General features: G+C 40.6%; 11 protein-coding genes. 8 read left to right on the top strand and 3 right to left on the bottom strand.

What is annotated here, in order from left to right:
* The first annotated feature begins 105 nt into the window (after positions 1–105).
* The 4 genes from FTU66_RS01820 (at position 106) to rpmE (ending at position 4,324) form a co-directional block, all read left to right on the top strand.
* Positions 106–2,304: an MFS transporter gene (locus FTU66_RS01820; RefSeq protein ID WP_004971628.1), complete on the top strand. Its 2,199-nt coding sequence runs from the start codon at positions 106–108 to the stop codon at positions 2,302–2,304.
* A 1-nt stretch (position 2,305) separates the two neighbouring features.
* Positions 2,306–2,707, top strand: coding sequence for a lactoylglutathione lyase (gene gloA / locus FTU66_RS01825; RefSeq protein WP_004971627.1), 402 nt, complete (start codon positions 2,306–2,308; stop codon positions 2,705–2,707).
* A gap of 190 nt (positions 2,708–2,897) precedes the next feature.
* On the top strand, positions 2,898–3,896 hold the full coding sequence (locus FTU66_RS01830) for a bile acid:sodium symporter family protein (RefSeq protein ID WP_171062555.1): 999 nt from the start codon (positions 2,898–2,900) through the stop codon (positions 3,894–3,896).
* 203 nt (positions 3,897–4,099) lie between these two features.
* Positions 4,100–4,324 carry a 50S ribosomal protein L31 gene (gene rpmE, locus FTU66_RS01835; protein WP_004971624.1) on the top strand — a complete coding sequence of 75 codons (225 nt, stop codon included), beginning with the start codon at positions 4,100–4,102 and terminating at the stop codon, positions 4,322–4,324.
* A gap of 86 nt (positions 4,325–4,410) precedes the next feature.
* On the opposite strand, the gene FTU66_RS01840 is transcribed toward rpmE, so the two are convergent.
* Genes FTU66_RS01840 through epmB form a run of 3 tightly spaced genes read right to left on the bottom strand, consistent with a single transcriptional unit; the run spans position 4,411 to position 9,292 of the window.
* Positions 4,411–6,534, bottom strand: coding sequence for an EAL domain-containing protein (locus FTU66_RS01840; protein WP_180112216.1), 2,124 nt, complete (start codon positions 6,532–6,534; stop codon positions 4,411–4,413).
* A complete protein-coding gene (locus FTU66_RS01845; protein ID WP_180112217.1) occupies positions 6,516–8,261 on the bottom strand; it encodes a GTPase in 1,746 nt (581 codons plus the stop codon). The genes FTU66_RS01840 and FTU66_RS01845 overlap by 19 nt, the downstream gene beginning before the upstream one ends.
* 14 nt (positions 8,262–8,275) lie before the next feature.
* Positions 8,276–9,292: an EF-P beta-lysylation protein EpmB gene (gene epmB, locus FTU66_RS01850; protein WP_180059827.1), complete on the bottom strand. Its 1,017-nt coding sequence runs from the start codon at positions 9,290–9,292 to the stop codon at positions 8,276–8,278.
* Between the two features lie 312 nt (positions 9,293–9,604).
* Between epmB and efp the strand changes: the two genes are divergently transcribed.
* From efp to FTU66_RS01870, 4 genes are all read left to right on the top strand, one after another.
* Complete coding sequence (gene efp, locus FTU66_RS01855; RefSeq protein WP_004971615.1) at positions 9,605–10,174, top strand: elongation factor P; 570 nt, start codon at positions 9,605–9,607, stop codon at positions 10,172–10,174.
* A gap of 266 nt (positions 10,175–10,440) precedes the next feature.
* The gene (locus FTU66_RS01860) at positions 10,441–12,540 is read left to right on the top strand and encodes a carbon starvation CstA family protein (RefSeq protein ID WP_004971612.1); all 2,100 of its coding nucleotides are present in this window, start codon (positions 10,441–10,443) and stop codon (positions 12,538–12,540) included.
* Between the two features lie 10 nt (positions 12,541–12,550).
* Complete coding sequence (locus FTU66_RS01865; protein WP_004971610.1) at positions 12,551–12,856, top strand: YbdD/YjiX family protein; 306 nt, start codon at positions 12,551–12,553, stop codon at positions 12,854–12,856.
* Positions 12,857–13,013: 157 nt separating this feature from the next.
* Positions 13,014–13,973, top strand: coding sequence for an AAA family ATPase (locus tag FTU66_RS01870; RefSeq protein ID WP_180112254.1), 960 nt, complete (start codon positions 13,014–13,016; stop codon positions 13,971–13,973).
* Positions 13,974–13,980: the final 7 nt, after the last annotated feature.

Consider the following 13,980-nt stretch of genomic DNA (forward strand, 5'->3'; position numbering starts at 1 on the left):
ACAAAATGACAAGGCTGTTGTGGATAATTTCATAAATACTGTTGAAACAGAAGCTATTCCGCGATTGAATAACAACAATTTGACTTGATAGAAAATAATAATCGAATGACCACACAACAGACTGGGCAAACTTCAGCACAAAATACAGGGTGGAAAGCTGCATTTACGGCATTTTTAGACCGTCGTGCGCTGATTATGCTGTTTTTGGGCTTCTCTGCAGGTATTCCAATTTTACTGATTTTTTCCAGTCTATCTTTGTGGTTGGGCGAAGCAGGCATTGACAAAAGTGCGGTCACTTTCTTTAGTTGGGCTGCCTTGGGTTATTCCTTTAAATTTGTTTGGGCACCATTGATTGATGAATTACCCGTACCCTATTTAACCAAAAAACTAGGGCGACGTCGGGCATGGCTGCTCATTGCTCAATGTTTAATAGTCTGTGCAATTGCAGTCATGGCATTTTCTGACCCAGCTTTGGGGCAGGCGCATTTATATCAAATGGCATTGGGTGCAGTATTACTAGGCTTTTCTGCAGCCACGCAAGACATTGTGATTGATGCTTACCGTATCGAATTGGCTGAAACTCAAATGCAAACCGTGTTGGCATCGACCTATAACGCGGGCTATCGCATTGGGATGATTGTCGCAGGGGCAGGTGCTTTATTTTTGGCAGCCTCGTTAGGTACAGCCAAAGGCAACTATATTTATAGTGCATGGAAAATTACCTATTTGGCGATGGCTGCGGTGATGCTGATTGGCATTATCACGACTTTGGTGATTCGTGAGCCGCAAGTGAATCGGGTCAGCAAGCATTATCAACGACGCGACTATTTTCGTCTGGTTACGGTGTTTTTTGTTGCGGTATTCAGTTTTGTATTGTGCTACGTCTTTTCGGGTAATTTTACCGAAGCCTTAAAACAACAATTCCAACTCAAAGATGCATTTTTATTATTTTCTATAGAAGCTTTACGTTTTATTGCATCGGGTGCGGCTGCTGTAGGCATGGGCACAATTTTGGTCAAATTGGGCGCAGTCAATAAACAGATGGCATTTGAAACATGGGTGCATCCTGTTGCAGATTTCTTTAAACGCTACGGCATGAAACTGGCACTGGTGTTATTACTCTTGATTGGTTTTTATCGAGTTTCAGACATTATTGCAGGTGTAATTTCCAATGTGTTCTATCAGGATTTGAACTTTAGCAAAGAACAAATTGCCGAAGCGGTTAAGGTTTATGGGGTCATTTTCAGTTTAGTGGGTGGCTTCTTGGGCGGTTTACTGGCACAGCGTATGAACATTATGAAATTAATGTTTGTTGGCGCGGTGTTGGCATCATCCACCAATCTTATTTTTATTGGTCTGGTGAAGTCAGGACAGCAACTGAGCGATGTGCAAGTTTCTGTGGGGCAGCAACAATATCAAACCCAGGCCGATGAAGTTGGATATTGGAAAGTGGCTGTGCCTAGTCAGGTTTTAGCAACACAGGATGAAATTCAGGTACGTGCGCAATACCAAACGGGCGATACGCCGTCACGTTTAGTGTCGATGCCGTATTTGCACCAAACTGAGATTGAAACTGCACAACTCCAGTTTTTACCACTGACTTCGGATAATCGTATTAGCGAAAATGAAGCCAGCAACAGTATTGTCGTACGTGGGCAATATGCAGGGCCTGCCTTAACCGAACAGCAAAAAATTGTACTGCAGCTAGATGGTCAAAATTTTGATGCAAAACTAGATGCACAAGGAATTTTTACGGCAGCGATTGCAGGGCAGCTTTTGGCAGACTCACCAAGTAAACAACTGCAAGCCGTATTATTGAATAGACAGCAAACAGTACAACAACACAGCCAAACCTATCAGGTCGATTTAAACACACATGAAGGCAATGCTTTGGATGTAGATATACAACCTTTGCCGATCGTTCAATCATCTTCAAACAATATGGTTGAAATTCAGGGCAAGGTGATTAAGCCATATAGCACAGCATGGTTATATTTTGCGATTATTGTCGATAACTTGGCTTCAGGTTTAGCGGGCGCGGCTTTTATCGCATTTTTATCCAGTTTAACCAGTGTGTCATTTACTGCTGTGCAATATGCAATTTTTAGCTCACTCATGACCTTGACTCCTAAGATTTTAGGTGGTTATTCAGGTACTATAGTGACCAATATTGGTTATCCAAACTTTTTCCTCATGACCACATTAATTGGAATCCCTATTTTAATTTTAGTGGTGTGGGTGGCGAAATTGTTACGTGACCATCAACACATACAAGCAAAACCGATTGAACAAAAGGATGAATGACATGCGCATGCTGCATACCATGTTACGTGTAGGTAATTTAGAGCAATCATTAAAATTTTATACAGAAGTTTTAGGCATGACTTTGCTGCGTAAGCGTGATTATGAAGAAGGTCGTTTTACCCTTGCTTTTGTAGGCTATGGCGATGAAGAAAATCACACCGTTTTGGAGTTGACGCATAACTGGGATACAGACAGCTATGATTTGGGCAACGGTTATGGTCATATTGCAATTGCGGTAGACGATGCCTACAAAGCATGTGAAGAAATTAAAGCGCGCGGCGGCAATGTGGTACGTGAAGCAGGGCCAATGAAAGGTGGTGTAACTGTCATTGCTTTTGTTGAAGACCCAGATGGTTATAAAGTTGAATTGATTCAGCAAGATCAGAACGCACGTAATAACTAAGTCTTCATCAGTGAAGCAGTAAAAACCAAACCTTTATGGCGCAATAAACTGAATGTTGTTCAGTATTCATTTTGAAAATATTGAACATCGCCTGAAAATGCTCGCTTTTTGAATATTGCTCAGTAATATACCTTTATCGAAAGGTAAAAATTGCTGGGCTTTTTTGCAACAGTAAAAGAATATACAGGATGTGTTTATGTTGAAGTTATTGGCATTGGATCGCTTTACCATTCTTTTGTTTGTGATGGTCATCCTCGCCAGTGTCGTGCCTGTGTCAGGGCAAGCAGCCGAAGTTTTTAGTGTGATTACGACAGTTGCCATTGCAATCTTATTCTTTTTGCATGGGGCGAAATTATCACGTGAAGCTGTCATTCAGGGCATGATGCATTGGAAATTGCATGCGTTGGTATTTACTTTTACCTTTGCGTTATTCCCAATTTTAGGTTTGCTGGCAAAGCCAATTCTAGTGCCAATGCTCGGGCAGGAGCTGTATTGGGGCTTTTTGTTCATGTGCTTTTTGCCTTCAACCGTGCAATCTTCAATTGCCTTTACGTCAGTGGCAAAAGGCAATGTTGCCAGCGCAGTCTGCAGTGCGTCATTCTCTAATTTAATTGGGATGTTTATTACCCCAGTTTTAGTAGGCATCTTTATTTTAGGGCAGTCTGAACACGGTTTTGACCCGACAAATTCGATTATTCAAATTACTTTATTGTTATTGGTGCCATTTATTTTGGGGCAGTTATTACGTCCTTATGTTTTTCCTCAGATGTTGAAATTACCAAAGCTGGTCAAGGTATTTGATCAGGGTTCGATTTTGATGGTGGTTTATGGTGCATTTAGTGGGGCAGTGGTAGCAGGATTGTGGCATCAAGTTAGTGGTATGACTTTATTGCTGTTGATTATTGCTTGTTCCGTGTTATTGACCCTTGTGATGTGGTTGGCGTGGGTTGTGCCGCAATGGTTGGGTTTTGCACGTGAAGACCAAATTGCCGCATTTTTTTGTAGCTCCAAAAAAACCTTAGCCAGTGGTGTACCGATGGCGCAAATTTTATTTATTGGGCAGCCGTTGGGGATGATTGTTTTACCGATCATGATTTTCCATCAAATTCAGTTGATGGTGTGCGGTGTGATAGCCAATTATCTCGAAAAGCAGCCCGATTCGACCGAACCGCAAGAATTAAATTCCTAAGAATAATTAGCTTTAAAATATTTTATTCCGTATAATATTGCCCAACTTGTTGTGCTTAGCTCTGACGGTATCCGTCTCGGTGGGCCAAAAGAATGGTCTGTTGTGGTGTTGGTCTGCTTTTAAAGCATGTCCTCATTTTTTTAATGAGAGTGACCAATTGCGATGACAGCTTAAGCCTTCTTAAATCTTAGGAGTAATCGACGATGCGCGCCGATATTCACCCAAAATATGAAAAATTAGTTGCAACTTGTTCTTGCGGTAACGTAATCGAAACTCGTTCAGCAGTTGGTAAAGAAACTCTTTATCTTGACGTATGTTCTGCATGCCACCCGTTCTACACTGGTAAGCAAAAGAACGTTGACACTGGCGGTCGTATCGACAAGTTCAAACAACGTTTTGCTGGTATGTCACGTTCTATCAAACGTTAATATCCAGTACGAAAAAAACGGGCAATTGCCCGTTTTTTTGTGCCTTAAATTTTAGGGTCTACAAATAGACCCTAATGCACAAGACCTTATTGGTCTTGCACATCAATTAAATGATCGAGTTTTTTCTGGAAATAATCACCCTGAATAAAGCGCGCATCGACATTCCACGCATTCGCAAACAGGTTCATATCATTTAAGTCACGCAATAACACTTCTACAGGTTTAATTTCACTATAAATGCTCAATTGTTCCTGTAATTCTTGCGTCGAGTCATCAGCAGCCAGTTTTTCAGTCAGTGCACTGTGCAAGGTCAAGTAGTGAATATCGACTTGTTTCAAGATAGATTCACTATAAATCGAATGACCAAAATCACGCAGAGAAATTTCAGCGCCGTGCTGACGTAATAAACTGATTTGTTTCTGCGCATCACCTAAGTTTTGGCTGATGTCTTCTTCAGAGAATTGCAAAATTAATGGATGGCTGAGGCGGCTACCAATAATCGTTATCAGTTTAGACACAAACTCAGGGAAGCTGCGGTCTTGTAATAAAACAAATTTGTTTAAATTGATAATCAGCTTCGCTTCAGGATATTGGGTGATGAAGTTGTGCAATTGTTTACAAGCTTCGACCAAAATCCAACGATCCAGTTTAATGGATAATTCTGGGTCTTCAGCCAAATCTATTAAGCCTGTCAGTGATTTCCATTCACTATTGAAAATAAAGCCACTAGTTACTTCATAGGTATATAAATTGGTGTCTTGCTTATCATAAAGTTGTTGATACTTCAGATGAATTTCACCACGATCAAGACTTTGACGTATCGCTGCAATAATCGCAGATTCACTATACGATTGTGGTACAGCTGCGGCAGATTCAATTACATTTAAATTAGATTCACCAAATGACAAGTCTAAGGCTAAACCTGAGTTATGTTGTTCTTGCGGTTGTGGTAATGCGTTGGCAAAACCTTGACTAATCAGTTGCTCAAAACTGCTTTCATTTTGAATGTCTTGAGTGAGTGGCACATAACCAATACGCAAATTAAGCGGGTAGCTGTGTTGATCTACCGTAAGTAATTGAGGTTTCGTGAGTGAATTTAAGCCAATCAGTTTCGATTCTAAAATTGCAGGCGATTCTGCTTGGAACAAACCAACCACTAAACCATTACTCACATTAAATAAAGGTACATTGGTCTGTTCTTTTAAAAAGTTTCGGATGTTGGCAAAGTAATTTTTTGTGGTTTGCCAGTCGGCTTGGAAAATTGATTCAGGGCAGTTCGCCAAAGAAAACACCACCAAAGCATTGGCATTAGATGGCTGTTTGGCTAAAGTGCGATTTACCAATTGGTAGGTGCTTGGTTTTGTCGCTGCTTTGTCTGCTGTCGTTTGAGCAGGGACAGTATTTTGCGCCGTATTTTCAATATCTATGGTGATTTGTATGGCGTCGTCAGCTGCTCCAACAAATTCAATTTTGAGCGGGTTTTGTTTTGCCAGAAGCGGGTTTTGGCTATGAATATCAAAACGGCCGTGTTCAAATTGTCCTTGACTGACTTTCTTAAAGCGGAATTTAAAATCTGTAATATCTTGCGGTTGCAATAAATCCAATAATGGCAAGCCAATAAGGTCATCTTCACTTTTTAAACCAAATAGCTGTAAATATTCAGCATTGGCTTGTGCATGAATTCCTTCCTGAATAATGGCTACTGCTTTGCTACTGTCTTCGACCAACGCCTGAGCTTGTGATTGTGCATTTTCCAGTTCAGTCATAAGTTGTTCTTGTGACTGCTGTAAGCGACTAAAAGACAGTGCGCGAATTAAGCCAAAATAGAAGCGTTCGGGGTAATCTAAATTGATAATGTCATAGATGCCTTTGCGCACATAACTGGTGTATTGCGTGGCATCGTAATCGTCTGGTTTGAGCAAAAGTAGCGGTAAATTTGGTTGCTGTGATGCACGAATTAAAGTGAGTGCCTGATCGACTTTTAGGTCATAAGCACGACCAAAGATCACCAAATCCCAAGTTAAATGTAATTGTTTTTCAAAGTTTTTAATGTCATCTAATAGATAAGCCTGAACACGGTGCTCATTTGCAGTGAGTTGTTCACAAATTTGATTAAAACGTATTTGGTTGTCATCGATTATGAGTAAACGTGTTTCGGTACGTTTGAGCTTTTTAGACAATAATGGATTTCTCACTTTAATGCTTCCCATAAATCGTGATTTTTAACTTCATTCACTTGTTTCTGAATAAAACCATCAAGTAAAGGCTGTTGTTGGTCATTCAACAACTCAAAATCAAAGCGCATAAAGCTTTGGGTAATCAATAACGGCTTAATTAAGAACACTTTTAGTTCTTCTTCACCTAAACGTAGCTGTACGGTTTGTTTGTCACGTAATAATTGCAGACTTGGCAAAATCAATGAGGTATTGACTTCATTGACCTGCGTACTTTGTACCAATAATGCTGGATGATAATGTCCTGTATGCCGATCTGTTTTAACAAAAACAGCACAAGGGTAAATATCTTGGGTTAAAATTTCCAAGCCAAGTTCTAAGCTTTTTTCAGCAGATTGTTTAATCCAGCGAATGACACCACCACGCCACGGACTTTGGCTATTTTCCTGAACCAGAATAAATTCACCTGTTTTAAGGTTTTTCGGTGTTTCACCCGTCCATTTAATACGATAGCCATTGACACTAATATCTAAAACATCGGCATTGTAAATTTGTTTGGCTTCACGGTCTAAGGTTTTAACAGCGCTAATATCTACCGTAGAGTTGGTATGCATGGCATTGATAAACTGGCTTTCATTCTGGAATTGGTAGTTATCGCCCAAAGCCAGCGTTTCATTGAAGTTTTTACCATTAGACAGATAAAAATGTGCCACAGTCAAACCAAAGCAAATTTTAATCCGTGCCGAATATTCATAACGCTCATGCACACGTTCTGCTGTATTGGTCAAAATATTGTGCAAATGGAAATGCAAAGCAGGGGTTAAGAATAGCTTTTCATTGCGTGATAAATGTTCACCTTTACGACCTTGAACTTCATTTAAATGATCGAGTAGGGGTTGAGTTGCAATAAAAATATTGGCATGAAAACCTTGGCTTTGGTGCGTATTGTAAATAGGTGGATGATCTTTGCTTGCATCGACCACATAACGTGAAAGCGTCGTTTCTTTGGGTAAAACTTGAATCAGTTTTGCCCAATCAAAGCTACAGAGATATAAGCCTTGAATTTCTGCAGGTCGAATTTGATGGGTATTGAAAATTTCCAATAAAATCAGCTGTGCATAGGCTTGAGCAATATTAATCAGTTGATGTTGTGTGCCTTGTAACTGATTAATATTATTTAAATAATAATGTTGTTGAATGGCTGTATCTAAAAGTTGGTGTGCAATTAACCACTGATTTGGCAAGGCGTGGCTATAAAGCATGTGTTGTTGATAGCGCAGTAGAGCTAATTGTTGTAAAGCATAATAGCTAGATAGAACTCGTGCAGTTTGTAAGTTCTTTTTTAAATTAAAGGCAAATAAAGAAAATTTTTGTTGGGTGAGTTGTTGGTGGCTACGTCGGGAAATATTAATATAGACTTTGGCGAAATGACTGCGTAATAACAGCGCGAGTTCAATAATATGATCGTTGCGGTCATTACTAATCAAAGCCTGGTTGAAAAAATGCTTTTCCAGACTGGTAAGCACATTTTCAAGTGTCGGATGAATAGCTTGAATTAAGTCAAAACGTAATGTTTCCTGACATTTCAGTTCTGAAATTTCTAAAAGTGCATTAAATAGAGCTTGGGAAGAATCACCCAATTGTAAAATGGATAAATCCGCTGCCCATGCCTGAATGCTTTTAACCGTATTTTGACAAAAACTCAATTGCTCCAGCTTTAGTTCGCTGGGAACCTGAAAAAGATCTGAAGTATTCATGTTCATGGTTGTTATTTAACTCAATAAGTTGAAACCCCAAAAAGCGGTGTCTTGTTTTTTTCGCCCGCAATTTCCCTAACGAGTTTAGGAACGAGATAGCCTGGCAAGTTCGCTAAAAGCTCTTTATAAATATGATCAATGTCAGATGGCATTAGATCAAAATGATGCGCTCCTTTTACTTTATCTAACACGTGTAAATAGTAAGGCATCACCCCTGCATCAAAAAGACGATAGCTTAAATCGACCAAGACCTGAGCAGAATTATTGACCCCATTTAATAAGACTGCTTGATTCAGAACGGTGATGTTTTGTTCGACTAACTTGGCAAGTTGCGAACAGGTAAAGTCATCTAATTCTGATGCGTGGTTCGAGTGTACCACTAGAATAATACGCAGCCTACTATTTTTTAGTAAGGAAATCAGCGATTCATCGACACGGTTGGGAATAACAATCGGAACTCGTGAATGAATTCTCAAAAATTTTATTTGCGGAATAGACGCCAATCGCTCAATCCAGATATTTAATTTACGATTTGACAAAGTGAGCGGGTCGCCACCACTTAAAATCACTTCATTAATATCGGGCTGACTTTCAATGTAATTACGGATATTGTCCCAGTCTTCAGTTTTTGGCAGATTTTCCTGATAAGGAAAGTGCCTGCGGAAACAATAACGACAATGTACTGCGCAAGCACCAGTCAAGGTCAGCAAAAAGCGTGATTTATATTTGTGTAAGACTCCAGGTTGTTGATTGGCTTGTTCCTCACCCAAAGGATCGGTCACAAATCCAGGATGATCTTCCAGTTCTAAATGATGCGGCAGAACCTGTAACAGTAAAGGATCGAGTGGATTGCCTTTTTGCATTTTGGCCACAAATGCACGCGGGATACGCAATTTAAACTGATTGGATGCCAGTAAAGCACCTGACAGCAACTGCTGTTCAGACAGCTCTAAAATATTTAACAATTCGCGTGGGTCGGTGATCAAGTCACTGAGTTGAGATTGCCAGTTTTGTTCTTGGTACAGGTAGTTGATCATGCCAGAAAAGATTTAAATATGAGGTGAAAGGAACCAAGTACACATCTATTTAGCGTAGATGAATTCTTTGTTCATTGAGCGTGAATGCCGCGAATGATTAATCGCTTTGAATCAGAATCATTACAAAACAGCTGATTTTACCGATATCTTGAGGTGATCGGTAGTGGATTTTCATTGCTTCGTTATGGCTTGCTCATTTACAATACGTCCGATGAAAAAAGATGTTGCAAGATGGCGAGCATCGCAAAGCTGCGTTGGTCATTTGCTTTGTAACATAAATAGTTAAGTTAGTCAGTTTGGAGTGTGCCAGTCATGGCCTATTATTCTACGAATGATTTCAAGTCAGGCCTTAAGGTTATGCTTGATGGTAACCCATGTTCAATCATGGAAAATGAATATGTAAAGCCAGGTAAAGGTCAAGCGTTTAACCGCGTAAAACTTCGTAACCTTCGTTCTGGTAAAGTTTTAGAAAAAACATTTAAGTCTGGTGATTCACTAGAAGCAGCTGACATTGTAGAAGTAGAAATGGAATACCTCTACAACGATGGCGAAATGTGGAACTTCATGGATCCTGTATCTTTTGAGCAAATTGCTGCTGACAAAACCGCAATGGGCGATGCTGCAAAATGGTTAAAAGATGATTCAAACGAAAAATGTACCATTATGTTGTTTAACGGTGTGCCTTTAACTGTAAACGCACCAAACTTCGTGGTATTAAAAATTGTCGAAACTGATCCGGGTGTACGTGGCGATACTTCTGGTGGTGGCGGTAAACCAGCGAAATTAGAAACAGGTGCAGTGGTACGTGTTCCTTTATTCGTACAGCAAGAAGAAAGCGTTCGTGTAGATACACGTACAGGTGAATACCTAGAACGCGCATAATGATTTATTGATAAATCATAAGTAAAAGAGGGGGATGATTCGCGTCATCCCCCTTTTTTGTTGATTTGATTATGTGGTAAAAGAATAGGTGAAAAGTATAGGAAACTGTTGGTGCTCCATTTAAGTGTACGGTAGCGCACACTATGGATGTAAGGGCAGCAGACATCAAAATAAAAGGAGCAGGATCAACCAAGGATTTAGGAAATAAAGCTACATCTCGACAATAAAAGTAACGCTTAAAAAATGTAACAAGAAGAGAGATTGACATGGAAACAGTTCAACCGAAGTCAGGTCTGACTTCAAAAATTATATGGCTTTTGGTCGCTATATTGGGTGCAGTATCTTTTGGGATATTGGCAGTCAGTAGAGGCGAACACGTCAATGCAGTCTGGTTAGTTTTAGCTGCGGTCTGTGTCTATAGCATTGCATACCGCTTCTACAGTTTATTTATTGCCACCAAAGTATTTGAGTTGAATGAGCGACGCTTAACGCCCGCACATCGTTTGGCTGACGGTTTAGATTATGTGCCCACCAATAAAAGTGTGTTATTTGGTCACCACTTTGCCGCGATTGCAGGTGCAGGCCCTTTAGTTGGGCCTATTCTTGCAGCACAAATGGGTTATTTACCCGGCACGATCTGGCTTTTAGTCGGGGTGGTGTTGGCAGGTGCAGTCCAAGACTTTTTGGTTTTGTTTATTTCTACACGTCGTGATGGGCGTTCTTTGGGAGAAATGGCAAAACAAGAGTTGGGTTCATTTGCTGGTGTGATTGTCATGCTGGGTGCGCTGGGCGTGATGGTGATTATTCTTGCCGTACTCGCTTTGGTTGTCGTGAAAGCTTTAACCAATAGTCCGTGGGGCGTATTTAGTATTGCAGCCACCATCCCAATTGCGATTTTCATGGGCATTTATATGCGTTTTATTCGTCCGGGGAAAATTGCTGAGGTTTCCATTATTGGTTTTGTCCTGATGATGATGGGTATTATTTATGGTGAAAATGTTGCACAGCATCCATTCTGGGGGCCTTTATTTACTTTAAGTGGCACAGAATTAACGTGGTGTTTAATTGCCTACGGTTTTATTGCTTCAGTTTTGCCAGTGTGGTTGTTATTGGCGCCACGTGATTATTTATCGACGTTCTTAAAAATTGGTGTTATAGCGGGTTTGGCTGTCGGGATTGTGTTTGCAATGCCTGAAATGAAGATGCCTGCGGTGACCCATTTTATTGATGGTACAGGGCCAGTATTTGCGGGTTCATTGTTCCCATTCTTATTTATTACCATTGCCTGCGGTGCGATTTCAGGTTTCCACGCCTTAGTGTCTTCAGGTACGACGCCAAAACTGGTCAATAACGAAAAAGACATTCGGATGATTGGTTATGGCGGCATGTTGATGGAGTCTTTCGTGGCAATCATGGCAATGATTTGTGCCACGGTGCTAGACCCAGGCGTGTACTTTGCCATTAATGCACCCACTGCAGTTTTAGGTACAACGGTGGAAAGTGCAGCAGAAGCGGTACGAAATTTAGGCTTTGTAGTGACTCCTGAGGCTTTAACCATTTTGGCAAAAGAAGTCGGTGAAAGCTCGATTCTGTCACGTACGGGTGGTGCGCCAACGTTTGCAATTGGTATGGCACATATCATCACCGAGATTTTTAATAACCGCTCAATGATGGCATTCTGGTATCACTTTGCCATTTTATTTGAAGCCTTATTTATTTTAACTGCAGTAGATGCAGGCACACGTGCTTGCCGTTTTATGGTGCAAGATACTGTAGGTATTGTTATTCCTGCAGTGAAAAACTCACATAACTTCTTTGGTAACTTGCTTGGCACAGCAGTTGCGGTGGCTGGTTGGGGCTTCTTCGTCTATCAAGGCGTGGTCGATCCTTTAGGCGGTATTAATAGCTTATGGCCTCTATTTGGTATTGGTAACCAAATTTTGGCAGCGATGGCGCTCATTTTAGGTACAGTGATTCTGTTTAAAATGAAAAAAGAAAAATATGTTTGGGTGACGATTATCCCTACAGTTTTCTTGTTCATTACTTCAATGACTGCAGGTTGGCAAAAGATTTTCCACGACAATCCCAAAATTGGTTTCTTGGCGCAAGCAGATCGTTTCAATGCTGCAATTCAACGCAATGAAATTTTAGCACCTGCAAAAACAGTGACTGAAATGCAAACCATTGTCATGTCCAATCAAATTAATGCCGTGTTATGTGGTTTCTTTATGATTGTGGCATTTGTGATGTTGTTCGCTGCCATTGGGGTGATTCGTCGTGCCTTGGCAAGTCCAACACCAACTGTACATGAAGCTGAAGCGATTTATCGTGATCCTGAAACGATTCAGCCGAATAGTGGTCATTAGGAGTGAGCACATGATTAAGCTTAAATTTGCCCAACAGAGTAAAACGGTGATTTACAACATCATTAAAATGACCATCATGTCGCAAAAGGATTTGATTCTGAATCCGAAAAACTGGTCGCGTATCGCTACTTTATGGCAGCGTTTGCAACAAAGTTTTCGTTTAATGGTCGGTGTACCCGATTATCAGAATTATTTGGAACACATGCGTAAGCATCATCCAGATTTAGAAGCCATGGATCCGAAGACTTTTTATCGCTACTGTGTCGATGCGCGTTATCCATCGGCAAAAGGTGGTTTGAAAAAGTGTCCGTGTTAATCCCGTATCACGATGGAAACGTATAGAGATACGAGCTGTTTAAAACTTACTTTTTTAGGCAGTTTAGAATATCTCGAGGATTTCTTTGGAAATTTAGCAAAACGGTGTATGTTTAAACATGCGCCGTTTTTTATTGGGGATAAGGGGATTTACTGTGATTTGGGGTACAGAAAAAGTTCAAAAACAACAACTGACGCAAGCGCAGCAACAGCTCAATGCACAGATTGAATCTTATGCTGGAAAAATTCAGGCTTTTTTGACTGAAATTAATACCATTATTTTAGATAAAGAACAGCAGACCAAATTGGCGTTAAGTTGTTTGTTGGCGGGCGGGCATGTGCTTTTTGAAGATTTACCCGGATTAGGTAAAACGACTTTATCGAGTGCCTTATCGCACTTGGCGGGTCTGCAATTTCAGCGTATTCAGTTTACCAATGACATGCTGGCCAGTGATGTGATTGGCGTGAATATGTTTAATCAAAAAGAACATCAATTTGAGTTTAAGCAAGGCCCTATTTTTACCCAAATTTTATTGGCAGATGAAATTAACCGTTGTTCGCCTAAAACCCAAAGTGCCTTGTTGGAAGCGATGGAAGAAGGCGCGGTTACGGTGGATGGTGTGCGTTATAGCTTGCCGCAACCTTTTTGGGTGATTGCCACACAAAATCCACTGTTTCAAAGTGGTACTTATGCGCTGCCAGAATCACAGCTTGATCGTTTTTTAATGCGTCTGTCTTTGGGTTATCCATCGCGTTTTGCTGAAAAAATGTTGCTGCAACAAAACTCCAGACATGCGCTGATTGCCAGTTTGGCCCATATTTTTACTGAAACAGAAATTTTAAATTTACAGCAATTGGTCACGGAAATTTATGTGTCAGATACCGCGCTAGATTACTTACTCGACTTAGCCACAGAAACCCGTAAAGTGCGTCACGGATTATCTACCCGTGGTGTTTTGGCATTGAAAAAAGCAGCACAAGCACATGCTCTAATTGAGCAACGTAGTTTTGTCACTGCCGATGATATTCAAGCGGTATTTGTGGCAGTTGCTGCACATCGTATTGGATTGAGTGAGGCAGAAACTTTGTATGTGATGCAACAGGTTAAAGTGAGTTAGTACACGC

The organism is Acinetobacter sp. YH12131, assembly GCF_013418635.1.
GTDB classification, from domain to species: Bacteria; Pseudomonadota; Gammaproteobacteria; order Pseudomonadales; family Moraxellaceae; genus Acinetobacter; species Acinetobacter towneri.

Bases quoted from the DNA above. Each gene is read 5' to 3' on its own strand.
- FTU66_RS01820 (WP_004971628.1), top strand. From the start codon at position 106: ATGACCACACAACAGACTGGGCAAACTTCAGCACAAAATACAGGGTGG.
- gloA (WP_004971627.1), top strand. From the start codon at position 2,306: ATGCGCATGCTGCATACCATGTTACGTGTAGGTAATTTAGAGCAATCA.
- rpmE (WP_004971624.1), top strand. From the start codon at position 4,100: ATGCGCGCCGATATTCACCCAAAATATGAAAAATTAGTTGCAACTTGT.
- FTU66_RS01840 (WP_180112216.1), bottom strand. From the start codon at position 6,534: ATGGGAAGCATTAAAGTGAGAAATCCATTATTGTCTAAAAAGCTCAAA.
- FTU66_RS01845 (WP_180112217.1), bottom strand. From the start codon at position 8,261: ATGAACATGAATACTTCAGATCTTTTTCAGGTTCCCAGCGAACTAAAG.
- epmB (WP_180059827.1), bottom strand. From the start codon at position 9,292: ATGATCAACTACCTGTACCAAGAACAAAACTGGCAATCTCAACTCAGT.
- efp (WP_004971615.1), top strand. From the start codon at position 9,605: ATGGCCTATTATTCTACGAATGATTTCAAGTCAGGCCTTAAGGTTATG.
- FTU66_RS01860 (WP_004971612.1), top strand. From the start codon at position 10,441: ATGGAAACAGTTCAACCGAAGTCAGGTCTGACTTCAAAAATTATATGG.
- FTU66_RS01865 (WP_004971610.1), top strand. From the start codon at position 12,551: ATGATTAAGCTTAAATTTGCCCAACAGAGTAAAACGGTGATTTACAAC.